Genomic DNA, 23,448 nt, shown 5'->3' with positions numbered 1-23,448 from the left:
GCGCGCTGCGTGCCTTCTGCACGGGATGGTATTTTCCCTGTCGATCGGCTGTGCTCGTTGTCCTTGACCGTGGACGGGTCTCGACGGAGCCGGTGAGGAACACGAGGCATCGAGGTCAGACCATGGCGTTGCGGCAGCTCAGTGAGCAGGAGCGGGCGGAGGCCCGGAGGAAGGCCCTCCAGGCCCGCCAGGCGAGGGCGGAGCTCAAGGCGGCCTTCGCCGCCGGTGAGGTCGGCCTGGCCGACGTGTTCGCGCGCGCGGACGCCGAGGACGCCGTCGCCCGCCTGCGGGCCGTGGACCTGCTGCTGGCCCTGCCAGGCGTGGGCGAGGTCCGGGCCCGGGAGACGATGGCGGGGTGCGGCATCTCGCCGCGGCGTCGGCTGGGCGGCCTGGGGCGTCGTCAGCGCGAGGCGTTGATCGCCTATATTGGCCGGTGACCCCCACACCCCGGCGGGTCGGCGCCGGCCCGGGTGAAGGGCCTGCGAGGCCCGTCCCACCAGGAGGATGCGTGACCGACACGTTCGACCCCGGACCCGCCCCCGCCGTCCCGGTGGCCCGCACCGCCGTCCAGGAACGCCCCCCGGGCCCGGGCGTCACCGTCCTGGCCGGCCCCACCGCCGTCGGCAAGGGCACCGTCTCGGCCTATGTCCGCGAGCACTACCCCGAGGCCTGGCTGTCCGTCTCCGCCACCACCCGCCCGGCGCGCCCGGGCGAGGAGGACGGGGTGCACTACTACTTCACCGCGCCGGAGGAGTTCGACTCCCTCGTCGAGGCGGACGAGATGCTGGAATGGGCCGTCGTCCACGGCGTCCACCGCTACGGCACGCGGCGCGACCGTGTGATGGAGGCCGTGGCGCAGGGGCGCCACGTCCTGCTGGAGATCGACCTGCAGGGCGCGCGCCAGGTCCGCCGTGCCCTGCCGGAGGCCACCTTCGTGTTCCTGGCGCCCCCGAGCTGGGAGGAACTCGTGTCCCGACTGCTCGGCCGCGGCACCGAGAGCCCGGAGGAACAGCGCCGCCGGCTCGAAACGGCTAGACTGGAACTCGCCGCGGAACCCGAGTTCGACGCCGTCGTCGTGAACGACCGCGTGGAGCGGGCCGCCGAGGAACTGGTGAGACTCATGGGGCTGGACCCCGAGTGCCGTCCGACCGAGGCCTGAGGACCGGCCGCACCGACGCCGCACCCGGCGCCGACGTGACAGTGAGATGAAGACTTTGGAGACCCCGTGACCGAACAGTACGAAGGCATCGTCAACCCGCCCATCGACTCCCTGCTGGAGCGGGTCGACTCGAAGTACGCCCTGGTGCTCTTCGCCGCCAAGCGGGCCCGGCAGATCAACGCCTACTACTCCCAGCTGCACGAGGGGCTGTTCGAGTACGTCGGCCCGCTCGTGGACACCCAGCTGAACGAGAAGCCGCTGTCCATCGCCCTGCGCGAGATCGAGACCGACCTGCTCGAGTCCCACGAGGCCGTCGAGGCCACCCCGGAGGCCGAGCTGGCCGCCGAGGACTTCGGCGACTTCTCCCTGCCGGGCGAGGACGACCCGTTCGCCACCCTCGAGTCGTCCGACGCCCACCAGCCGATGGGCGATCCCGCCGCCATCGAGGAGGCCGCCGAGACGGTGCGCGCCGAGGAGGGCACCTCCGAGGACGCCCCGGAGGCCTGAGCCCGTCATGGAGATCGTCCTCGGGGTCGGCGGCGGCATCGCGGCCTACAAGGCGGCGCTGCTGCTGCGCCTGATGACCGAGGCCGGCCACGGCGTGACCGTGGTGCCCACCGCCAACGCCCTCGAGTTCGTGGGCGCGGCGACGTGGGAGGCCCTCTCGGGTCGCCCGGTCCGCACGGACACGTTCGAGGCGGTCGACGAGGTGAACCACGTCCGGCTCGGTCGGCGTGCGGACCTCGTGGTGGTCGCGCCGGCCACGGCCGACCTGCTCGCGCGCACCGCTGCGGGGATGGCGCCCGACCTGCTGGGCAACGTGCTGCTCACCGCCACGTGCCCCGTCGTCCTGGCCCCCGCCATGCACACCGAGATGTGGCACCACCCCGCCACGGTCGCCAACGTCGCCCTCCTGCGCGAGCGCGGCGTCACGGTCGTGGACCCCGCCGTGGGCCGGCTCACCGGGGCCGACTCCGGCGCCGGGCGGCTGCCCGAGCCCGCCGAGATCTGGGAGCGTGCGCAGGCCGCCGCGGCCGCGGGCGCCCCGCGCCGTCCCCGGGCCTCCGGGTCCGACGCCGAGCCGACACCCGGCCCGCTGGCCGGTCGCACCGTGGTGATCACGGCCGGGGGCACCCGCGAGGCGCTGGACCCGGTCCGCTACCTGGGGAACCGCTCCTCCGGCAAGCAGGGGGCCGCCCTGGCGCGCGCCGCCCTCGAGGCCGGCGCCACCGTGCGGTTCGTCGCCGGGTCCATGTCCGTCCCGACGCCCGAGGGCGTCGAGCGCGTCGTGCCCGTGGAGTCCACGCAGGACCTGCTCGAGGCCGTGCTGGCGGAGGCCGCCGACGCCGACGTCCTCGTGATGGCGGCGGCCGTCGCGGACTTCCGACCGGCCGAGGTCTCCGACGCCAAGATGAAGAAGGGCGACGACGGCGGCGCGCCCGTCATCGTGCTCGAGCGCACCCCGGACGTGCTCGCCACGGCCGTGCGGACCCGCTCCGAGGGCGGGCCCATGGCCCCGCTCATCGTCGGCTTCGCCGCGGAGACCGGCGACGCGACGTCCTCCGTGCTCGAGTACGGCCGGGCCAAACTGGCGCGCAAGGGCTGCGAGATGCTCGTGGTCAACGAGGTCGGCACGGACAAGGTGTTCGGCCGGGACGAGACCGCCGTGACCATCCTGTTCGCCGACGGCCGCCCCGCCGTGGAGACCGTGGGCTCCAAGGACCAGGCGGCGGCCGCCGTCGTGCAGGCGATCGTGGATGACCTCGCCGGTCGCGACCCCGCCGGCGCGTCGGGCCGCTGACCTAGACTGTGCGGCATGACCGATGCCGCCTCGCTGAGCCCCGCCCGCCACGCCGACCCGTATTCGGGGGTGGGCGGCGGAGAGCTCCGCCTCTTCACCTCCGAGTCCGTCACGGCGGGCCACCCCGACAAGATCTGCGACCAGATCTCCGACGCCATCCTGGACGCGATCCTCGCCGCCGACCCGTCGGCGAAGGTGGCCGTGGAGACCCTGACCACCACCGGCCTGGTGCAGGTGGCCGGCGAGGTGAACACCTCGGCGTACGTGGAGATCCCCAAGATCGTGCGCGAGACCATTCTGGACATCGGCTACGACTCCTCGGCCAACGGCTTCGACGGCGCCCAGTGCGGCGTGAACATCTCCATCGGCCAGCAGTCCTCGGACATCTTCGCCGGCGTCTCCCGGTCCCTCGAGGCCCGCGAGTACGGCTCGGCGGACGAGGTGGACGAGCAGGGCGCGGGGGACCAGGGCATCATGTTCGGCTACGCCACGGACGAGACCCCGGCGTACATGCCCATGCCCATCTACCTCGCGCACCGGCTCTCCGAGCGGCTCACCGCGGTGCGCCGGGCGGAGAACACGCCCATGCCGTACCTGCTGCCGGACGGCAAGACGCAGGTCACCATCGGCTACGCGCCCGGCCACGTGCCCACCACGGTCGAGGCCGTGGTGGTCTCCACGCAGCATCACGAGTGGGTCACGCAGGAGCAGCTGCGGGCGGACGTGGAGGAGCACGTGATCCGGCCCGTCATCGAGCGCTCCGGCCTCGACACCTCCGGCATGCGGATCATCATCAACCCGGGCGGCAAGTTCGTCATCGGCGGCCCCGTGGGCGACGCCGGCCTCACCGGTCGCAAGATCATCGTGGACACCTACGGTGGCATGGCCCGGCACGGCGGCGGCGCCTTCTCCGGCAAGGACCCGTCCAAGGTGGACCGCTCCGCCGCCTACATGCTCCGCTGGGTCGCGAAGAACGTGGTGGCCGCCGGCCTCGCCTCGCGCGCCGAGTTCCAGGTGGCCTACGCGATCGGCTCGGCCCGGCCCGTGGGCCTGTACGTGGACACCTTCGGGACGGCCACGGTGCCGGAGGAGAAGATCATCGAGGCCGTGAACGCGGTGTTCGACCTGCGTCCGGCCGCCATCGTGAAGGAGCTGAACCTCCTGCGGCCCATCTACCGACGGACCGCCGCGAACGGCCACTTCGGCCGGGACGACGCCGACTTCACGTGGGAGCGCACGGACCGCGTCGAGCAGCTGCGCGCTGCCGCCGGCCTCTGATCCGGAGGCGGGCATCACGGACACGCTGTTCGCCCTCCCGGAGCCGGAGGACGCGCCCCGACTGCCGGAGCGGGCCGAGGGGTGGCCGGAGCGGCCGATCGCCCGCGTCCTGCTGGACTCGCCCGTGCCGCACCTGGACCGCGAGTTCGACTATCTCGTGCCCGTGGCCCTGGACGACCGGGCGGTCCCCGGCTCCCGCGTGTCCGTCCGCTTCGGCGGACGGGCCATGACGGGCTGGCTCGTCTCGCGGGAGCAGGAGCCGGCCACCGGCGCCCAGCTCACCGAGCTCACCGGCGTGCTCACCGCCATCCCGCCGCTGACGGAGGAGGTCCTGGCGACGGCTCGCGCGGTGGCCCGCCGCCAGGCCGGCGTCGTCACGGACGTGCTGCGGGCCGCGGTGCCCCCGCGCGTTGCGCAGGTCGAGAAGGCCGCCCTGGCGGAGGACGCGGAAACCGCCGCGGACCACCCTGTGACGCTGACCGGCACGGACGCCGAGCGCCCGGAGCCTCCCGCGGCGGAGGAGGGCCTCGTGCCCACGGTGTGGGAGTCCCTCGAGGGGGGCACCGCGTTCGTGTCCGCCGTGCTGGCCGGGGACGCCGCGCGGGCGGCCGCCGTCGTGCCCTCGCGCCTGTTCGAATGGGACGAGGCGGGCGCGCTGGCCGCTCTGGCGCGCACGGTGGCCGCCTCGGACGGCGGCGTCCTGCTGCTGGTGCCCGACCACCGCGACCTCGACCGGCTCTGCGCCGCCCTCGACGAGCACGTGGGGGAGGACGCCTACGCGCGGATCGGCTCCGAGGACGGCAACACGCCCCGGTACCGCGCCCACCTGGCCGCGCTGCGCGGCACCCGGCGCATCGTGGCCGGCACCCGGGCCGCCGTGTGGTCGCCCGTGCGCGACCTGAGGCTGGTGGTGCTCTGGGACGACGGCGACGACGCGTGGGCAGAACCCCGCGCGCCCTACTTCCACGCCCGAGAGGTCGTGTTGGAGCGGGCCCGCGCGACCGGCGCGGCGCTGCTCTTCGCCGGGCCCTCCCGGTCCGTCCCGGTGCAACGGCTCGTCGAGTCGGGCTGGCTGCTGCACCTGGGCCCCTCCCGCGCGACCCAGCGCGAGCTCGGGCCACGGGTCGTCTCCACCGCCGACGCCTGGGAGACGGCGCGCGACCCGTTCGCGCAGCGGGCGCGGCTGCCGCAGGCCGCCTGGGCCGCCGCCCGCGCCGCGCTGCTCGGGCCACGGCCGGGCCCGGTGCTCGTGCAGGTGGCCCGGGCCGGCTTCATCCCAGCCCTCGTGTGCGAACGGTGCCGCACGCCCGCCCGCTGCCGCGTCTGCGCGGGGCCGCTGGGCTTCCGCGACGCGCGGGCCGCCCGGCACGGGGAGGTGGCCTGCCGGTGGTGCGGCACCCGGGAGCGCGGCTTCCGGTGCACCGAGTGCGGCGGCACGACGCTGCGGGCCGGCGCCCGCGGCGTGGACCGCACGGCCGAGGAGCTGGGCCGGGCGTTCCCGCGCGTGCCCGTGCACGCCTCCTCGGCGCAGCACATGCTCGGCTCGGTGCCGCCCGGGCCCTCCCTGGTGGTGGCGACCGTGGGGGCCGAGCCGGCGACGCCCGACGGCTACGCGGCCGCCCTGCTGCTCGACGGGGACAGCCAGCTCCAGCGCGAGGGCCTCGACGTGCCGGGCCGCGTGCTCGCCCGCTGGCTCGCGGCCGCCTGCCTGGTCCGCCCCGCCTCCGACGGGGGCGTCGTGGTGGTCACCGCGGACGCGGGGGAGGCGGTGAACGCGCTCGTCCGACGGGACCCCGACGGCTTCGCCGCGCGCCAGGTCGCCGAGCGGCGCGAGCTGCACCTGCCTCCCGCCGGCCGCCTCGCAGAGGTCACGGGGGAGGCCGCCGCCGTCGCGGAGTACCTCGAGCTCGTGGAGGCCGCCCGCCGGGAACGGCCGGACGAGGACGTCCACGAGGATCCGCACTCGGCCCCGCTCGATGGCGGCCCGGCGCGGCTGCCCTGGATTGGGCCGGTGCCGGACCCCGCCGACGAGACCCGCTCCCGCGCCCTGCTGATCTTCCCCTACGCGGCGGCCGAGGCCACCGTCGGCGCCCTGCGCGCCGCCCGGTCCGCAGCGAGCGCTCGGCGGGAGACCGCCCCGGTGCGGGTGCGGCTCGACCCGGCCGGGGTGCTCTGAGGGGGCGGCCGGACCGACCCGCAGCCCGAGGGGCCGGAGCGCGGCGACGCCGGGGCGATGACGGCGTCAGCGGCCGGCGCGGCGGAGCCAGTCGCGGATCAACGCCGCACAGGCGGCCGGCCGCTCGTAGTGCAGCAGATGCCCGACGCCGTCGAGGACGTGCAGCTCCGCCGTGCCGCCCGCGTCGTCGATCGCCGCGGCGAGCGCCTCCTGTGCCGGCACCGAGCCCAGCGGATCCTCCCGCCCCGCGACCAGCAGCACCGGCAGGCTGAGGCGGGCGGCGACGTCGGCCACGGAGCCCGTGCTCGAGGCGCGGTACGCCTCGGAGAGCATGCGTGCGGAGGCGAAGTCCGAGAAGTGGCGCCGGTGCTGGTCATGGGTGTACGCGAGGACATCCCTGTCCCTGGTGCGGGTCATGGCGAGCGTGGTCACCCACACGACCGGCGGCGCGCCCAGCAGCAGCCGCGCCGGGCGCTCGGGCAGGCGGGCGGCGACCTCGTAGTACCCCTCGGCGACGGCCGCCAGCACCCGACTCGACACGGACGCCGACGCCTCCAGCGCGGGTTCGGCGATGGGGTTGAGCAGGACCAGCCGTCCCCACCGGGACGGGTCCCGCGCGACCAGCTCGGCCGCCACCGTCGTCCCGTAGGAGTGCGCGACCAGCACGGGGGTCGCCCGCAGACCCAGGGCGGCGACGACGGTGGCCACCGCGTCCGCGTGATGGGCCACGGTGTGCTCGGCGTGGGGGAAGGGCTCCGAAGCCCCGAAGCCGGGCAGCTCGATCGAGTGGATCGGATGCTCCGGGAGCGCGTCGGCCAGCAGGGCGAGGCCGTGGTGGTCCCCGCGGAAGCCGTGCACGAACACGAGCGGGGCAGCGGCCGCGTCCCCCTCGGGTGCGCCGGGCGATCCCGGCGCGGCCACCGGAACGGGGGTGTACTCCCACACGGCCACGGACGACCGGATCCCGCTGACGGGGTCCGGGACGGCCAGGGTGTGCCGGCGGGGCGTCCGGGCCGGGTGGCCCGTGAGCACGCGGGGATCGGCGGGCGCCGCGGGCGGGCGCAGCAGATCGCGCAGGCGGACGGGCGGGCCCGGGGCGGCGGACGGCGTCGGGACAGGCACGTCCCCACCCTAGCCAGGCCTTCGACCGCCGACGCCGTGGCGCCTCGTCTCCGCTGGACGCGGGGACGGGGTCCGCCGAGATGCTCGGCCTGATCGCGACCGCGGCGTGCCAGCGGGAGGGCGGCCTTGGGGTGGGCCTGAGGCCACGCTGCCCGGAACCCGGCGACGCCTGGTCCTGGCCACGATGGCGCGCGCGTGCCTACCGTACTCCGGCCCGTCCTCGGTCCCGGGGCCCGCACGGGCGCACCCCGTCCCCCACGAAAGGCCCATGCGTGCAGCACCCCGTCGCGCTCAGATCCCTGAAGATCGCCCTCGCCTTCGTCGGCCTGCTCGTCGGCGCCGGCTTCGCCACCGGCGCCGAAGTCATCCAGTACTTCGTGGGCTTCGGCTGGATCGGCGTCGTGGGCGCGGGACTGGCCGGCCTGCTCGTCACCGCCGGCGGCGCCGTCATCCTCCAGCTGGGCAGCGTGTTCCTCGCGGCCGACCACAAGGTCGTCTTCCGCAGCGTCTCGCACCCCGTGATGGCCCGGATCCTGGACGTCGTGGTGACGGTGACGCTCTTCGCGATCGGCGTCGTCATGCTCGCCGGGGCGGGCTCGACGCTCGCCCAGCAGTTCGGCTGGCCGACGTGGGCGGGCTCCACCCTGATGACCCTGCTCGTGCTCGTGACGGGCATGCTGGACGTGGAGAAGGTCTCCGCGATCATCTCCCTGATCACGCCCCTGGTGGTCGTCGCGGTCGTGGCCGGGTTCGTCCACGTCCTGGTCACCCGCGACGGCGGCTTCACCGCCCACGAGTCCCTCGCCGTCCAGGCCACCACGCCGGTGGACCCGTGGTGGCTGTCCTCGGTCAACTACTTCGGCCTCGTCGTCGTGATGGCCGTGTCCATGTGCCTCGTGATCGGCGGGTCCATCACCCACCCCCGGGAGGCGTTCCTCGGCGGCCTCACCGGTGGCCTGATGTACACCGCCCTGCTCCTGATGGCCTCCACGCTGCTCTACCTCGGCTACGCCGAGATCGGCCGCGCCGACGTCCCCATGCTGCGGCTGTTCGCCTCGATCGCGCCCTGGCTGGGCTGGGCGATGGTCGTGGTGATCTACCTGATGATCTTCAACACCGCGATCGGCATGTTCTACGCGCTGGGACGCCGCCTCACGGCCGACCGCCCGGGCCGCTACCGGCCCGTGTTCGCCGGCGTCACGCTGCTGGCCTTCGCGGTGAGCTTCGTCGGCTTCGGCGACCTGATGAACGTCGTCTACCCGGCGCTGGGCCACCTGGGGATCGTGCTCGCGCTCGTGCTCCTCGTCTGGTGGCTCACCCACCGCCGGCAGATCTCCGCCGAGTCGGGGCTGCGTCTGCGCCTGCTCGCGCTGCTCCGCCTGCGTGAGCATCCGGAGAAGACCTTCACGGCCCAGCACGCAGTGCAGCTGCAGGAGGCGGTCGGGGACTCCGTGGCGGCCCCGGACGCGGTGACGGAGGCCCTCGAGGACGAGGTCGCCCAGGTGCTCGAGGAGGACGACGCGCTCACCTCCGGAGGGGCGCGCCCCGGTCCCGACGCCGGGCCCGAGCGTCCGGCAGGCGGCAGCCACTCCGCCTGAAACCGCGTGCCCGGCCGGGCACGGCGTCTCGGAGCGGCCCTGCGGCCGGGCCGGGGCGCCGTCGCCGTAGGATGGGGTGGCCGGCCGTGCCGCCGGCCCCGTCCGCGCCGCCCGAGGGCCGGCGCCCCATCCCGACTGCGTGAGGACTCGAACCGCCGTGAGCCAGACCCCCGACAGCGCCGTGCCGGCCACCCCCAGCATCCCCGCCGACGCGGAGTACTCGTTCCGTGACGTGGAGGCCCGCTGGGCCGGGTACTGGGAGCAGGCCGGGACGTTCGCCCCGCGCGAGGACGGCTCCGAGACCCGCACCGTGGTCGACATGTTCCCGTACCCGTCGGGCGACCTGCACATGGGGCACGCCGAGGCGTTCGCGATGGGCGACGTCGTCGCGCGCCACTGGATGCAGCGCGGCTTCGACGTGCTGCACCCCATCGGCTGGGACTCCTTCGGCCTGCCGGCCGAGAACGCCGCCATCAAGCGCGACGCCCACCCGGCCGAGTGGACCTACGCGAACATCGAGACGCAGAAGCGCTCCTTCCAGCGGTACGGCATCGCCGTGGACTGGTCCCGTGAGCTGCACACCTCGGACCCCGAGTACTACCGGTGGACCCAGTGGCTGTTCCAGCAGCTGTACCGCAAGGGCCTGGCGTACCGGAAGGACTCCCCGGTCAACTGGTGCCCCCAGGACCAGACGGTGCTCGCCAACGAGCAGGTCGTGGACGGCCGCTGCGAGCGCTGCGGAACCGAGGTCACCAAGCGGACCCTGAACCAGTGGTACTTCCGCATCACCGAGTACGCGGACGCGCTGCTGGACGACATGGACCAGCTCACCGGCCACTGGCCCGAGCGCGTGCTCGCCATGCAGCGCAACTGGATCGGCCGCTCCGAGGGCGCCCACGTCGACTTCCAGGTCGAGGACGGCCCCGTCGTCACGGTCTTCACCACCCGGCCGGACACGCTGCACGGCGCGACCTTCATGGTGGTCGCCGCCGACGCGCCGCTGGCCGCCGAGCTCGCCGGCGACGACGTGCGGGCCGAACTCGAGGCGTACCGGGAGGACCTGAAGAAGGTCTCGGACATCGACCGCCAGGCCACGGACCGCCCGAAGAGCGGCGTGTTCCTGGGCCGCCACGCCGTGAACCCGCTGACCGGTGAGCGCCTGCCGATCTGGGCCTCGGACTACGTGCTGGCCGACTACGGCACGGGCGCCATCATGGCCGTGCCGGCCCACGACCAGCGCGACCTCGACTTCGCCCGCGCCATGGGGCTGCCCGTGCGCGCCGTGCTGGACACCGGCGAGGAGGACCCGGCCGTCTCCGGCGTCGCGACGACCGGCGAGGGCATCCTGGTGAACTCCGGGGAGCTCGACGGCCTGGACAAGACCGCGGCCATCGCGCGGGCCATCGAGATCGTGCAGGAGCGCGGCACCGGCCGGGGCACCACCACGTACCGGCTGCGCGACTGGCTGCTCTCCCGTCAGCGCTTCTGGGGCACCCCGATCCCCGTGGTCCACTGCCCGGACTGCGGCGAGGTGCTCGTGCCGGAGGACCAGCTGCCGGTCACCCTGCCGACCGACCTCAAGGGCGAGCAGCTCGCCCCCAAGGGCCAGTCGCCCCTGGCCGCGGCGACGTCGTGGGTCGAGGTGGACTGCCCGCAGTGCGGCGGCCCCGCGCGACGGGACACCGACACCATGGACACGTTCGTGGACTCGTCCTGGTACATGCTCCGCTACGCGTCCCCGAACGACGACGCCCGCGTCTTCGACCCCGAGGCCCTGCGCCGCTGGCTGCCCGTGGACCAGTACGTGGGCGGCGTGGAGCACGCGATCCTGCACCTGCTGTACGCCCGCTTCTTCACCAAGGCCCTGCACGACCTCGGCCTGGTGCCCTTCACCGAGCCGTTCCGCGCCCTGCTCAACCAGGGCCAGGTGCTCAACGACGGCAAGGCCATGTCCAAGTCGCTGGGCAACGGCGTGGACCTGGGCGACCAGCTGGACCAGTTCGGCGTCGACGCCGTGCGCCTGACCATGGTGTTCGCCTCGCCGCCCGAGGACGACGTGGACTGGGCCGACGTCGCCCCGGGGGCCGCCGGCAAGTTCCTGGCCCGCGCGTGGCGCCTGGCCCGCGACGTCCGCGCGACGGGCACCCCGGCCGGCACGGACCCGGCGGACGGGGCCGTGGCCCTGCGCCGGGTGACCCACCGGACCGTGCACGAGGCCCAGCAGCTGCTGGACGACGGCAAGTTCAACGTGGTCGTCGCCAAGACGATGGAGCTGGTCAACGCGGCCCGCAAGGAGATCGACGCGGGTGCCGGCGCGGCCGACCCAGCCGTCCGCGAGGCCGCCGAGGCCGTGGCCGTGCTGCTCTCCCTCGTGGCGCCGTACACGGCCGAGGACATGTGGGTGCTGCTCGGCCACGAGCCCTCCGTGGTCCGCGCCGGCTGGCCCGCGGTGGACGAGGCGCTGCTGGTCGAGGACACCGTCACGGCCGTCGTCCAGGTCAAGGGCAAGGTCCGCGACACCCTCGAGGTGCCCGCGGACATCACCGCCGAGGACCTCGAGGCGCGCGCCCGCGCGTCGCAGAAGGTGCGGAACTTCATCGGGGACGCTGAGATCGTCAAGGTGATCGTGCGGGAGCCCAAGCTCGTGAACCTGGTGATCCGCTGACCGCGTGAGACCGGCCCCGACCGAGCCGGGGGAGAGGAGGCAGGCCGTGGCGAGCATCGAGCAGTGGCGCGACGACGCGCTCGTCCGCCTGCGCTCCCGCCGCTCCCAGCTGGCCGGGCGGGCACGCTACGGGCTGCGCCCGCCCCGCCGGGACCGCACGGCCGTCGTCACGGACTCGGCCGCGGCCCTGCCCGGCGCCGTCCTCGGACACGGTCTGGCCGCGGGGATCCGCCAGGTGGCGCTGCCCGTCATGGTGGGCGAGCAGATCCACACGGAGGGCACGGACGAGCTCGCGCTGGAGCTGCCGCTGGCCCTGGCCGCCGGCACTCCGGTCCGCACCTCGCGGCCCTCGCCGGGCGCGTTCCGGACGGCCTACGCCGAGCTGGCCCGCGCCGGCTACGCACGCATCCTCTCCGTCCACCTGTCCGGCGAGCTCTCCGGCACCGTGGAGGCCGCGCGCCTGGCCGCCGCGGACGCCGAGCGCCCGGTGACCGTGGTGGACTCGCGCACCGTGGGCTTCGCTCTGGGCACGGCCGTGGTGGACGCCGCCGTGGACGCGGGGGTGGGAATGCCCGTGGCCCGCATCCGCGAGCGGCTCGAGGCCACCGTGGACTCCAGCCACGTGCTGTTCACGGTGCCCAGCCTCGAGCAGCTGCGCCGGGGCGGGCGGATCAGCGGGCTCGCCTCGCTGCTGGGCACCCTGCTGCAGGTGCGCCCCGTCATGGCCGTCGACGACGGCGCGATCGGCCTGGTCGACCGCCCGCGGTCCGCGGCCCGCGCCGTCGACCGGCTCGTGGAGCTCGCGGTCGAGAGGGCCGGAGAGGACCCGGTGCGGATCGCCGTCCACGAGTACGGCGACCCCGAGACGGCCATGCAGCTCGCGGAGCGTCTGCAGCCGATCTCCACCACACCCGTGCCCGTCGTCGAGCTGCCCGCCGTGCTCGCCGCGCACCTGGGCCTGGGTGCGCTGGGCGTGGTGATCTGCCCACTGGAATCGCCCACGGGGGGCTCGGGGGACTGAGGCCGCCCGTGCAGGAGCGCAGCGGAGACGGGCGCGTCCGTTCCTGCACACCGCCCCGGACCGCGGTGGTCATCCCCAGGCCGGGTACGGGACGCGCCCGGCTCAGACGCGGGGACGCAGACTGCCCGCATGAGCCCCAGCCACCGCCTCTGCGACGATCCGCCCGCCTTCGCCCCGGACCCCGCGGCCGTCCCCGACGTCGACACGGCCGGCCCGCACGCCGCGTCCCGGTGGGAGCGCACCCCGCCCCGGGGCCCAGTGCTGCGGTGGCGGCCGGCCCTGCTGGCCGTCACCGTGCTGCTCGTCGCCGCCGCGGCCTGGTGGGCGGTGGCCTGGCTGACCACCCCGGCGCCGCCCGCGGCGGTCCCGGCGGCCGCGGCCGGTGCAGGCATCCCGCAGACCGGCGCGCCCTCCGCCGCCTCGACGGCGGCCGGCACCGACGCGCGGACGCCCGAGGCGGGGCCGTCGGGGGAGGCGTCCGGGTCCGCCGGGTCCACCCCGCTGCGGGTGCACGTGGTGGGCGAGGTCGCCCGGCCGGGTGTGGTCAGCCTCGCGCCGGGCTCCCGGGTGGCCGACGCCGTGCGCGCGGCCGGGGGCCCGACCCGGCACGCCCGGGCGGAGCGCATCAACCTCGCGGCCCCGCTGGACGACGGCCAACAGGTCCTCGTCCCCTCCGCCCACACGCCGCAGGACGCCCTGGACCGGGTGGCCGGGGCCGCGCAGGCTCAGCCCACGCCGACCACGGGCGGGGCCGGTGCCACTGGCGAGCCTGGCGATGCCGAGCCCCGCGGCACCGTGGACCTGAACACCGCCGACGCCGCAGGCCTGCAGACCCTGCCCGGCGTCGGCCCCGCCACGGCGGAGAAGATCATCGCCCACCGCGAGACGGTCGGCCCGTTCACCGGCCTGCAGGACCTGGACGCGGTGCCCGGCATCGGCCCGGCCACGCTTGACCGGCTCCGCGACCTCGTCTCGTGGTGAACCCGGCCCCGGGCCCGCCCAACGATCCCGTGGACCGCCGCGCCCGGCACCGCGAGGTGCCCGGCCCGCTCGAGGCCCGGTGGGTGCCCGCCCTGCTCGGGTGCCTCACCCTGGGGATCCTCGGCGTCGGCTGGGACGCCCCGGCCCGGTCGGCGGCGGCCCTCACGGGGCTGGCCGTCGCCGCGGCCGCCATCCTGGGCGCCGCCCGCTCGACCGGTCGGATACGGGGCGTGGCCACCGCGACGGCGCTGGCCGGCGTGGCCGCGGCCCTGATGCTGCAGCACTCGGCCGGGCCCGCCGCCGCGGCCAGCGGCAGCGGCTGGACCGGCGCGGTGCACGCGGGCTCACCGCTGCGGCTCGAGCTGACCCTGGACGGGCCCGCCACCCGGAGCGAGGCGACCTTCGGCCCACGCTGGAGCGTGCCCGTGCGGGTCGAGACGTTCGGTCATCCGCCGCGGGCCCCCGAGGCGGCCGTGACGGCCCGACTCACGGGCGGGGGCGCACCGCCCGCGACGATCGTCGCGCCGGAGGGCGGGACGTGGGCCCCCGACGGCGGGCCGGGATCGCGGGTGTGCGTCGTGGCCCGGCCGTCGAGGTCCGGTTCCACCGTGTTCCTGGCCGCCGCGTCCGCCCCGCAGCCGGGACCCTGCCCCGGCGGGACGCAGACGGCAGGCGGGGCCACCGGCGGTGACCCGGGCCCCCCGCGGCGGGAGGCGCTGCGCGCCGCGTTCCGTCAGTCTGCGGAGGGCACGGTCGGCGCTGCGCCGGAACTCATCCCGGGGCTGGTGCTGGGCGACCGCTCCGCCCAGGGGGCCGCCCTCGACGACGCCATGAAGGCCTCGGGCCTGTCGCACCTGTCTGCCGTGTCCGGGGCCAACGTGGCCATGATCCTCGGCGCGGTCGCGATCACCCTGCGCAGCGCGCGGGTGCACCGGGCGGTGGTCCTCAGCGCCGGGCTGGCGGTCCTCGGGGTGTTCGTGGTCGTCGTGGGGCCGGAGCCGTCCGTGCTCCGGGCGGCCGTGATGGGCGCCCTCGGAGCGCTCGCGGTGTTCTTCGGCCGCGCGCGGCAGGCGTTCGGACTCCTGACGGTGGGCGGCACGGCCCTGCTCGTCGCGGTGCCGGCCCTCGCCGTGGAACCGGCCTTCCACCTCTCCCTGGCCGCGACCGCGGGCATCGTCCTGGCCGGCGCGCCCCTCGACCGTGCGCTGCACGCCGGGCTCGGCCGGATGCTGCCCGACGTCGTAGCGCGGTGGCTCTCGGCGTCGCTCGCGGTGACCGTGGCCGCCCACCTGGCCTGCCAGCCGATCATCCTGGCCATGACCGGTGAGGTGTCGGCCTACGCGGTGCCGGCCAATCTGCTGGCCGCCCCGGCCGTGCCGCCCGTGACCGTCCTGGGCACCCTCGCCGCGGCCCTCGCCCTGCCCGCGCCGGGGATCGCGGCCGCCCTCGTGGCCGTGATCCAGTGGCCCGCGGCCTGGATCGGGTGGGTCGCCCACACCAGCGCCTCCCTGCCCGGGGCGCTGCGTCCGTGGCCGGCCGGAGCCCTCGGCGCCGGGCTGGGCGTCCTGCTGGTGGCCGCGACGCTCCTCGGGTTCGCCGCCGTGCTCCTGCTCGAACGACGCCGGACCGCCCCTGTCCGGCGTGTCGGCCGCAGCGCGCCGCGGACCCGCGAGCGCCTCCCCGCCCTGGTCGTGCTCGCCGCCGCCCTGGCCGCGGCCACCACGGGGGCGGTCGGGGCGGTCCTCGTGCCGCGGTCCTCGGGCTCGGCCCCGCCGGACTGGGCGGTGGCGTTCTGCGACGTCGGCCAGGGGGACATGGCCGTGTTCCGGTCCGGCCCGCGCGCGGGGGTCGTCGTCGACGTCGGGCCCGAGCCGGGGCTCGCACGTCGCTGCCTCGACGACCTCGACGTAGACCGGGTGGACGCCGTGCTGCTCACCCACCTGCACGCCGACCACGCCGGGGGACTGGCCGGCGTGGTCGACCGCGCCTCCCGCGGGGCGGTGCACTACGCGACCCGGGACGCACCGGCGCAGGGCCGGGAAGGGCGCGGAGGCGAGGCGGACGGCGTCGACCCGCTCGCCGACGCGGCACGGCTCCGCACCGGCGCGACGGGCACGGCCGGGCCGGTGCGGTGGCACGTGCTGCTCGCCGACGCGCGGGCCCCCGAGGAGAACGACGCCTCCGCCCAGGTGCTGGTCACCGTCGAGAGCGGGGCCGGTCCGGTCACGACGCTGGTCACCGGCGACATGGAGGAGGACGCCTCCGCGGCGTGGGTCGCGGGGCGCCGGTCCGATGCCGCCGCACCGCCGCGCGTGGACGTGCTCAAGGTCGCCCACCACGGGGCCCGCAACGGTGGGACGGCCGTGCCGCGCGCGGCCGGCGCCCGCCTGCACGTGGTCTCCGTGGGCGCCGACAACCCGTACGGCCACCCCCACCGGGCCACGGTGGACGCGCTCGGCCGCCTCGGGCCGGTGGCCCGCACGGACCTGCACGGCACGCTGGCCCTCACGGCCGCGGACGGCCCCGACCCCGACGGCGCGCCCGAGATCGCGGTCCACACCGTCCGCCCGCCCTCGAGCGTCCGCACCGGACCTTAGGATGGGACGCATGTCCGCCGCCCGCAGCCCCCGTTCCGGCCGAGCCGGCCGCACCGACCCGCTGGCCTGGCGGAGGGCCGAGCCCGCCCCGCTCATGCTCCTCAAGGGGCCCGAGGACCATGCCGCCCGCTGGGTGACGGACCGCGTGACCCAGGCTCTGCGCGAGCGTCACGGTCAGCTGGAGATCCACCGGCTCCGCGCGGGGGAGTACCAGCCCGGCCAGCTGGCCACCGCGGCCAGCCCGTCCCTCTTCGCCGAGCCCACCCTCATCACGGTCGAGGGCCTCGAGGCCATGAACGATGCGTTCCTCGAGGACGCCCTGCGCCTCGTCCAGCAGGGCCCCGGCGCGGACGACGTCACGCTCGTGCTGCGTCACACCGGCGGCACCCGCGGCAAGAGGCTGCTGGATGCCGTCGCGAAGGCCGGCACGGTGGTCGAATGCGTGCCGCTGAAGAAGGACGAGGAGCGGCTGGCCTTCGTGCAGGCCGAGTTCCGCGACCGGCGTCGGCGCATCGACGAGGAGGCGGCCCGCGCGCTCATCCGCGCCACCGGCGCCTCGCTCACGGAGCTCGCGGCCGCGTGCGCCCAGCTCGTCGACGACACCGAGGGCGTCGTCAGCGTCGAGACCGTGGACACGTACTACAGCGGCCGCGTGGAGGCCACGAGCTTCGCGGTGGCCGACGCGGCGCTCGAGGGGCAGGCGGCGAGGGCCGTCTCCCTCGTGCGGCACGCGATGGCCACCGGCGTCCACCCGGTGATGATCACCGCGGCACTCGCGCTCAAGGCGCGGCAGGTGGCGCGGATGATCGACGCCCGCCGGCCCGCCGCCGAGCTGCCGTCCCTGCTCGGGGTGGCCCCGTTCCAGGTGCGCTACATCCAGCAGGCGGCGCGGCACTGGACGGCGGCCGGCATCGCGCAGGCCGTGGAGTGGATCGCCCAGGCCGATGCCGAGGCCAAGGGCGCCTCCCGCAACCCGGAGTTCGCCGTCGAGCGCGCGGTCATCCGCGTGGCCACCGCCGTCAGCCGCTGACGGCGCCGCCGGACGGCATCCCTCGGGGGCAGCCCGGACACGACGCGGCCCCCGCACCGATCGCTCGGGGCGGGGGCCGCGGTCACAGCCGGGGGGCGTGGATCAGCCGAGGAGGGCCTTCACGCGGGCGGCGATGCCGGACTTGCGGTTCGCGGCCTGGTTCTTGTGGATGACGCCCTTCGAGGCGGCCTTGTCCAGCTTGCGGGAGGCGGTGCGCAGCGCGGCGGCGGCGGCCTCGGGCTCGCCGGCGGCGACGGCCTTGTCCACGGCGCGGATGGCGGTCTTCAGCTCGGACTTCACCGCGACGTTGCGCTGGCGCGCCTTCTCGTTGGTGAGGATGCGCTTCTTCTGGGACTTGATGTTAGCCAAATCGGGTCCTTCGTCGTCGGCGGCGCGGACGAGGGTCCGGGCGCCGCATGAACAGGGGGTCGTGGAGGGTGCCCGGATCCGTGGACTGAGCGGCGTGGGGAACACCGATGATGACCCGTTCCGGGGGTGCCCGTCGACCGGCGGACACAATGCGGACGATCCTACCACCCAGACCCCGCGATCCGCGCGGCCGACTCAGCGCCCCCGCCGCCGGGCGCGGGCCAGCGCGGCCGTGACCCGGTCGAAGGCCGCCCGGTCCAGGACGCCGCCCTCCCGGCGCACCGCGGCCGGATCCACGCGGACCACCCGGTCCAGCTTCACCTCCGAGGCGCGGCCGGACCGGTCCCAGGCGCCCGCGCCCACGTCCACGTAGTCCTCGTCGCGGGCCAGGGCGTTGTTCCGGTCCCGGCTGGTCAGCATGAGCCCGAGCAGGTGCGCCCCGTCCCGGCCGATCAGGAGCACGGGGCGGTCCTTGCCCCGGCCGTCCATCTCCTCGTACGGCACCCAGGTCCACACGACCTCGCCCGGCCCGGCCGTCGGCCCGGGCACGGGCGCGTACTCGACGCGGACGGTGCCGGTGAAGTCCGGCAGGGACACGTGGCGGCCGGCGTCCTGTCGCCGGGGCCGGCGCTCCTGCCCGGGCCCGGGCATCGGCCACGAGTCGGTGGGCTCCGTGGGGTCCCACGCGGGCCCGGGAGGCCCGGGCGGGCCCGGGAAGGGCGACGGGCCGCTCCGGTCGCCGGCCCGTCGACCGGCCTCGGAGGCGGCCCGGCGCGGCCGGGCGTCGTCGCGGAGGGCGCCGATCAGGCGTGCCGTCCGGCGGCCGAGGGACAGGGCGCGATGCAGGTCGAAGGCCATGGGCGTGAATCTAGTGGACGCGCGGGCCCGGCGTCCGGGTCGGGTCGGCGGCGGATCATGAGAGACTAGGCGGTCAGAGTCCCGTCCCCGTCACCCGTAGAGGAAGTGCCCGTGTCGCCCCTGGCGTCGAACCCCCCGGTGCCCGCTGCCACCGACCCCTCGGTGATCCGCAACTTCTGCATCATCGCCCACATCGACCATGGCAAGTCCACGCTGGCGGACCGCATGCTGCAGGCCACCGGCGTCGTGCAGCCCCGCGACATGAAGGCGCAGTACCTGGACCGCATGGACATCGAGCGTGAGCGCGGCATCACCATCAAGTCCCAGGCCGTGCGCATGCCCTGGTCCGTGGACGGGGTGGACTACGCCCTGAACATGATCGACACCCCCGGGCACGTGGACTTCACCTACGAGGTCTCCCGCTCGCTGGCCGCGTGCGAGGGGGCGATCCTGCTGGTGGACGCCGCCCAGGGCATCGAGGCGCAGACCCTGGCGAACCTCTACCTCGCCATGGAGCACGAGTTGGAGATCATCCCCGTGCTCAACAAGATCGACCTGCCCGCCGCGGATCCGGACCGCTACGCGGCCGAGCTGGCCTCCCTGATCGGCTGCGATCCCGAGGACGTGCTGCGCGTGTCCGGCAAGACGGGCGTCGGCGTCGAGGAGCTGCTGGACCGCGTGGTCCGCGCCGTCCCCAGCCCGGAGGGCGACGCGGACGCCCCGGCCCGCGCGATGATCTTCGACTCCGTGTACGACACCTACCGGGGCGTCGTCACGTACGTGCGCGTCGTGGACGGCCGGCTCTCCCCGCGGGAGAAGGTCCGCATGATGTCCACGGGCACCACCTACGAGCTCCTCGAGATCGGCGTCTCCTCCCCGGAGCCCGTACCCACGAACGGTCTGGCCGTGGGCGAGGTGGGCTACCTCATCACCGGCGTGAAGGACGTGCGGCAGTCCAAGGTGGGCGACACGGTCACCAACCACGCCCACCCGGCCGAGCAGTCCCTGGGTGGCTACGAGGACCCCAAGCCCATGGTGTTCTCAGGCCTGTACCCCATCGACGGCTCGGACTATCCCGTGCTGCGTGACGCCCTGGACAAGCTCAAGCTCAACGACGCCGCGCTCGTCTACGAGCCGGAGACCTCGGTCGCGCTGGGCTTCGGCTTCCGCGTCGGCTTCCTCGGTCTGCTGCATCTGGAGATCGTGCGCGAGCGCCTCGAGCGCGAGTTCGGGCTCGACCTCATCTCCACCGCGCCCAACGTGGTCTACGAGGTCACCCGGGAGGACCGTGAGGTCGTCACCGTGACCAACCCCTCCGAGTTCCCCGAGGGCAAGATCCTCGAGGTGCGCGAGCCCATGGCCTCGGCCACGATCATCGTGCCGGCCGAGTTCATCGGCGCCGTCATGGAGCTGTGCCAGGCCAAGCGCGGCAACCTCAAGGGCATGGACTACCTCTCCGAGGAACGGGTGGAGATCCGCTACTGGATCCCGCTGGCCGAGATCGTGTTCGACTTCTTCGACCAGCTCAAGTCCCGCACCAAGGGGTACGCCTCGCTGGACTGGAAGGCCGACGGTGACCAGGCGGCCGACCTCGTCAAGGTGGACATCCTGCTCCAGGGCGAACAGGTGGACGCGTTCTCCTCCATCACCCACAAGGACAACGCCTATACGTACGGCGTGATGATGACGGGCAAGCTCAAGGAGCTGATCCCGCGCCAGCAGTACGAGGTGCCGATCCAGGCCGCCATCGGCTCGCGCATCATCGCCCGCGAGAACATCCGCGCGATCCGCAAGGACGTGCTCTCCAAGTGCTACGGCGGCGACATCTCCCGCAAGCGCAAGCTGCTCGAGAAGCAGAAGGAGGGCAAGAAGCGCATGAAGATGGTGGGCCGGGTCGAGGTCCCGCAGGAGGCCTTCATCGCCGCCCTGTCCTCGGACGGCGCCGGCGCCGACCAGGCGGCGAAGAAGTAAGTGCCCGCCCTGCCCCTCGGCGAGCCGGTCCCCGACGACGGCCGGCTGCCGGCCGACGTCGGGCAGCGGGTGCGCGCGGCCGCCGGCGACGGCGCGGCGCGCACCTTCAGCCTGTACGTCCACGTGCCGTTCTGCACCGTGCGCTGCGGCTACTGCGACTTCAACACGTACACGGCCGTCGACCTCGGCCCCGGCGCGGGCCGCGGCGACTACTGGGAGTCGGCGGTCGCGGAGCTGGACTTCGCCGCGGACGTGCTCGCGTCCTCGGACGTGCCCGCCCGCCCGCTGCACACGGTGTTCTTCGGCGGCGGCACGCCCACGCTCCTGCCGGCCGCGGACCTCGTGCGCATCCTCCAGGCGGCGGTGGACCGGTTCGGGATCGCGCCCGGCGCGGAGGTCACCACCGAGGCCAACCCGGACACCATCACTCCGGAGTACGCCCGTGAGCTCGCGGCCGGCGGCTTCACCCGCCTCTCCCTGGGCATGCAGTCCGCGGTGCCGCACGTGCTCGCCACGCTCGAGCGCACCCATCGGCCCGAGTCCGTCCCCGCCGCCGTCGCCGCGGCCCGCGAGGCCGGCCTGGAGGTGTCCCTGGACCTGATCTACGGGACCGCGGGAGAGTCCCTCGCCGACTGGCGGGCCACGCTCGAGGCCGCCGTCGCCCTGGCCCCGGACCACGTGAGCGCGTACTCGCTGATCGTGGAGGAGGGCACCAAGCTCGGGGCCCAGGTGGCCCGCGGCGAGGTGGCGGACGTGGACCCCGACGACCAGGCGGACAAGTACCTGCTCGCCGAGGAGCTGCTCGGCGCCGCCGGCTACCGCTGGTACGAGGTGTCCAACTGGGCGCGCGACCCGCAGGGCTCCGGGGTCCACCGCGCGCGGCACAACGTGGCGTACTGGGAGGACCAGGACTGGTGGGGGATCGGCCCGGGAGCGCACTCGCACCTCGCCGGCGTCCGGTTCTGGAACGCCAAGCACCCCGCCGCCTACGCGCAACGGCTGGCCACGGGGGTCACCCCCGCCGTCGGCCGCGAGCGGCCCGACGCCGACGCGCGGCGACTCGAGCGCATCATGCTCGCGGTGCGCACGGTGGACGGGCTCCCGACCGCGGAGCTCGTCTCGGAGACGCCGGGGGAGGCCGCGCGGATCCGCGGGGCGATCGCCGAACTCATCGCCGCGGGCCTGCTGGACGGGCGTGCCGCCGTCGACGGGCGCATCATCCCCACGCTCGAGGGGCGGCTGCGCAACGACGCGATCGTCCGGGCGCTGGCCGGCTTCTGACCGGCCGGCCCCGGGTCAGCGCAGGATGCGCAGGTTGAACGGGTACCGGAACGGACGGCCCTTGGACACGTGCGAGGCGCCCATCACGCCGTAGACCGCCATGGCGGCCCACGTGAGCGCGCCGAGGATCGCGAAGATCGGGCCGACCACCGGCAGCAGGGACAGGAAGAAGAACAGGAGCGTGATGAGCGTGGGCGGCCCGGAGAAGTTCAGGGCCTCGCGCGACTCCTGCGAGGTGAACGGGCCGCGGTCGCGGTAGAGCAGCCACACGACCAGCGGGCCGAGCACGCCGAACGCCAGACTGAGGTGGGCCAGCGCCGCGCGGTCACGGTCCTGCTTCGCCGTGAGCGGGGCGCCGCGGCCGCCGGCCGAGACGAGCCAGGCGGGCGGGCCGTGGCCGGTGCGGCCGGCGTCGGGCTGCGCGCGGGTGTTCACGAGGGGCTCCTCCTGGATCGCGGGACCCGCGCGCCGGGGACCGGGCGCAGGGCATGGGCCAGCATAGCGCGGGCGGGCGGTGGCCGCGCCGAGATCAGTGCTCGGGTGCTGCGGTGAGGAAGTCGATGAGCTCCTCCACGCGGCCCAGCAGGGACGGCTCGAGGTCCGCGTACGTGGTGACGTGGGAGAGCAGCCGCTTCCACCCCAGCCCCGTGGCCTCCTTGCTCCCGTGCGGCCAGCCCAGTCCCCGCAGGATCCCCGTCTTCCAGTCCTGCCCCTTCGGCACGACGGGCCACGCGGGGATGCCGAGGACGGAGGGCTTGATGACCTGCCAGACGTCCACGTAGGGGTGGCCGAGGATGAGCACGTTGCCCGCGGCCCCCGGCACGCGCATGGCCTCGGCCGCGAGGCGCTCCTCCTTGGACCCGGTGACGAGGTGGTCCACGAGGATCCCGAGCCGGCGCCGCGGGCCGGGGGCGAACGTGCGGATCGCCCCGGCGAGGTCGTCCACGCCGTGCAGGGGCTCCACGACGATGCCCTCGAGGCGCAGGTCCTCGCCCCACACCTTCTCCACCAGCTCGGCGTCGTGCACGCCCTCCACCCAGATGCGTGAGGCGCGGGCGGTGCGGGCGCGCGCCCCCTCGACCCGTCGCGAGCCGGAGGCGGTGCGGGCCGGCGCCGCCGGGGCCGCGGCGGTCGGGGGGACCAGGGTCACGGGCTCGCCGTCGATCCAGAAGCCGCCGCCGAGGGGGAAGCCGCGGCGCACGCCGCGGTGGTCCTCCAGGACCACCACGTGCACGCCGCCGGAGCGCTCGATGCCGATCACGGCCCCGGTGAACCCGGAGGCCACGTCCTCGACCACCGTGCCGGGGGCGGCGGGCACATCGGGGACGGTCCGGGCGGGGCGGCGCGTCAGGTCGTCGTGGCCCGCGGGGCCCCAGCTGCTCCAGTCCATGGGAGAGCACGGTAGCAACGGGGCCGGGCGATCACCGTGAGCGAAGCCGTGCGGACCGGTCGGGTGGTCCACCCGGGTCGGACGGTAGCATTGGCACTTGACCCGCCGGAGTGCCAGTCAGGGGCACCTCCGGGGTCGCCCCGGATCCCGA

The 23,448-nt window shown here is 75.1% G+C and carries 19 protein-coding genes; 14 read left to right on the top strand and 5 right to left on the bottom strand.

The window, feature by feature from the left end; all coding sequences use genetic code 11:
• The first annotated feature begins 122 nt into the window (after positions 1–122).
• The 6 genes from mihF (at position 123) to ACUW6W_RS04755 (ending at position 6,414) form a co-directional block, all read left to right on the top strand.
• Positions 123–437: an integration host factor, actinobacterial type gene (mihF, locus tag ACUW6W_RS04780; RefSeq protein ID WP_036334906.1), complete on the top strand. Its 315-nt coding sequence runs from the start codon at positions 123–125 to the stop codon at positions 435–437.
• A gap of 71 nt (positions 438–508) precedes the next feature.
• The gene (gmk, locus tag ACUW6W_RS04775; RefSeq protein ID WP_454179872.1) at positions 509–1,159 is read left to right on the top strand and encodes a guanylate kinase; all 651 of its coding nucleotides are present in this window, start codon (positions 509–511) and stop codon (positions 1,157–1,159) included.
• A gap of 66 nt (positions 1,160–1,225) precedes the next feature.
• Positions 1,226–1,666, top strand: a complete 441-nt coding sequence (rpoZ, locus tag ACUW6W_RS04770) for a DNA-directed RNA polymerase subunit omega (protein ID WP_049159169.1) — start codon at positions 1,226–1,228, stop codon at positions 1,664–1,666.
• 7 nt (positions 1,667–1,673) lie between these two features.
• Positions 1,674–2,960, top strand: a complete 1,287-nt coding sequence (coaBC, locus tag ACUW6W_RS04765) for a bifunctional phosphopantothenoylcysteine decarboxylase/phosphopantothenate--cysteine ligase CoaBC (RefSeq protein ID WP_044659810.1) — start codon at positions 1,674–1,676, stop codon at positions 2,958–2,960.
• A gap of 15 nt (positions 2,961–2,975) precedes the next feature.
• On the top strand, positions 2,976–4,238 hold the full coding sequence (gene metK / locus ACUW6W_RS04760; RefSeq protein ID WP_010078605.1) for a methionine adenosyltransferase: 1,263 nt from the start codon (positions 2,976–2,978) through the stop codon (positions 4,236–4,238).
• Between the two features lie 13 nt (positions 4,239–4,251).
• A complete protein-coding gene (locus tag ACUW6W_RS04755) occupies positions 4,252–6,414 on the top strand; it encodes a primosomal protein N' family DNA-binding protein (protein WP_309225964.1) in 2,163 nt (720 codons plus the stop codon).
• Positions 6,415–6,480: 66 nt separating this feature from the next.
• On the opposite strand, the gene ACUW6W_RS04750 is transcribed toward ACUW6W_RS04755, so the two are convergent.
• Positions 6,481–7,536 (bottom strand): alpha/beta fold hydrolase, encoded by a 1,056-nt coding sequence (locus ACUW6W_RS04750; protein ID WP_036336590.1) that lies wholly within the window; start codon positions 7,534–7,536, stop codon positions 6,481–6,483.
• 272 nt (positions 7,537–7,808) lie between these two features.
• Between ACUW6W_RS04750 and ACUW6W_RS04745 the strand changes: the two genes are divergently transcribed.
• The 6 genes from ACUW6W_RS04745 to holA all read left to right on the top strand — a co-directional run bounded on the left by ACUW6W_RS04745 (position 7,809) and on the right by holA (position 17,428).
• Positions 7,809–9,134 carry a YkvI family membrane protein gene (locus tag ACUW6W_RS04745; RefSeq protein ID WP_036336588.1) on the top strand — a complete coding sequence of 442 codons (1,326 nt, stop codon included), beginning with the start codon at positions 7,809–7,811 and terminating at the stop codon, positions 9,132–9,134.
• Between the two features lie 157 nt (positions 9,135–9,291).
• Positions 9,292–11,799, top strand: coding sequence for a leucine--tRNA ligase (gene leuS / locus ACUW6W_RS04740; protein ID WP_036336586.1), 2,508 nt, complete (start codon positions 9,292–9,294; stop codon positions 11,797–11,799).
• Positions 11,800–11,845: 46 nt separating this feature from the next.
• The gene (locus ACUW6W_RS04735) at positions 11,846–12,820 is read left to right on the top strand and encodes a DegV family protein (RefSeq protein WP_036336584.1); all 975 of its coding nucleotides are present in this window, start codon (positions 11,846–11,848) and stop codon (positions 12,818–12,820) included.
• Between the two features lie 129 nt (positions 12,821–12,949).
• Positions 12,950–13,801: a helix-hairpin-helix domain-containing protein gene (locus ACUW6W_RS04730; protein ID WP_454179871.1), complete on the top strand. Its 852-nt coding sequence runs from the start codon at positions 12,950–12,952 to the stop codon at positions 13,799–13,801.
• Between the two features lie 29 nt (positions 13,802–13,830).
• Complete coding sequence (locus tag ACUW6W_RS04725) at positions 13,831–16,398, top strand: ComEC/Rec2 family competence protein (protein ID WP_036336627.1); 2,568 nt, start codon at positions 13,831–13,833, stop codon at positions 16,396–16,398.
• 10 nt (positions 16,399–16,408) lie between these two features.
• Positions 16,409–17,428, top strand: a complete 1,020-nt coding sequence (gene holA, locus ACUW6W_RS04720) for a DNA polymerase III subunit delta (RefSeq protein WP_036336580.1) — start codon at positions 16,409–16,411, stop codon at positions 17,426–17,428.
• A gap of 102 nt (positions 17,429–17,530) precedes the next feature.
• On the opposite strand, the gene rpsT is transcribed toward holA, so the two are convergent.
• A complete protein-coding gene (rpsT, locus tag ACUW6W_RS04715) occupies positions 17,531–17,797 on the bottom strand; it encodes a 30S ribosomal protein S20 (RefSeq protein WP_036336578.1) in 267 nt (88 codons plus the stop codon).
• A gap of 195 nt (positions 17,798–17,992) precedes the next feature.
• Positions 17,993–18,655, bottom strand: a complete 663-nt coding sequence (locus ACUW6W_RS04710) for a type II toxin-antitoxin system PemK/MazF family toxin (protein ID WP_036336575.1) — start codon at positions 18,653–18,655, stop codon at positions 17,993–17,995.
• A 111-nt stretch (positions 18,656–18,766) separates the two neighbouring features.
• Here ACUW6W_RS04710 and lepA point away from each other — a divergent pair, with 111 nt between their 5' ends.
• Together lepA and hemW are read left to right on the top strand one after the other, a co-directional pair.
• Positions 18,767–20,626 (top strand): translation elongation factor 4, encoded by a 1,860-nt coding sequence (gene lepA, locus ACUW6W_RS04705; protein WP_454179870.1) that lies wholly within the window; start codon positions 18,767–18,769, stop codon positions 20,624–20,626.
• Positions 20,627–21,907 carry a radical SAM family heme chaperone HemW gene (hemW, locus tag ACUW6W_RS04700; RefSeq protein WP_036336572.1) on the top strand — a complete coding sequence of 427 codons (1,281 nt, stop codon included), beginning with the start codon at positions 20,627–20,629 and terminating at the stop codon, positions 21,905–21,907.
• 15 nt (positions 21,908–21,922) lie between these two features.
• Here the strand turns inward: hemW and ACUW6W_RS04695 are convergent, their stop codons facing one another.
• Entirely contained in the window at positions 21,923–22,342 is a 420-nt protein-coding gene (locus ACUW6W_RS04695) for a DUF4870 domain-containing protein (protein WP_002854682.1), read from the bottom strand.
• A 94-nt stretch (positions 22,343–22,436) separates the two neighbouring features.
• Positions 22,437–23,297 (bottom strand): DUF3097 family protein, encoded by an 861-nt coding sequence (locus ACUW6W_RS04690; protein ID WP_036336568.1) that lies wholly within the window; start codon positions 23,295–23,297, stop codon positions 22,437–22,439.
• Between the last annotated feature and the right edge of the window lie 151 nt (positions 23,298–23,448).

Source organism: Micrococcus sp. 093350064-1 (assembly GCF_053627955.1).
This window is presented reverse-complemented; position numbering and strand designations above follow the sequence as displayed.

What these genes read in the sequence shown, in the direction of transcription:
- mihF (WP_036334906.1), top strand. Translation starts at nt 123, where the DNA reads ATGGCGTTGCGGCAGCTCAGTGAGCAGGAGCGGGCGGAGGCCCGGAGG.
- coaBC (WP_044659810.1), top strand. Translation starts at nt 1,674, where the DNA reads ATGGAGATCGTCCTCGGGGTCGGCGGCGGCATCGCGGCCTACAAGGCG.
- metK (WP_010078605.1), top strand. Translation starts at nt 2,976, where the DNA reads ATGACCGATGCCGCCTCGCTGAGCCCCGCCCGCCACGCCGACCCGTAT.
- ACUW6W_RS04730 (WP_454179871.1), top strand. Translation starts at nt 12,950, where the DNA reads ATGAGCCCCAGCCACCGCCTCTGCGACGATCCGCCCGCCTTCGCCCCG.
- holA (WP_036336580.1), top strand. Translation starts at nt 16,409, where the DNA reads ATGTCCGCCGCCCGCAGCCCCCGTTCCGGCCGAGCCGGCCGCACCGAC.
- ACUW6W_RS04710 (WP_036336575.1), bottom strand. Translation starts at nt 18,655, where the DNA reads ATGGCCTTCGACCTGCATCGCGCCCTGTCCCTCGGCCGCCGGACGGCA.
- ACUW6W_RS04690 (WP_036336568.1), bottom strand. Translation starts at nt 23,297, where the DNA reads ATGGACTGGAGCAGCTGGGGCCCCGCGGGCCACGACGACCTGACGCGC.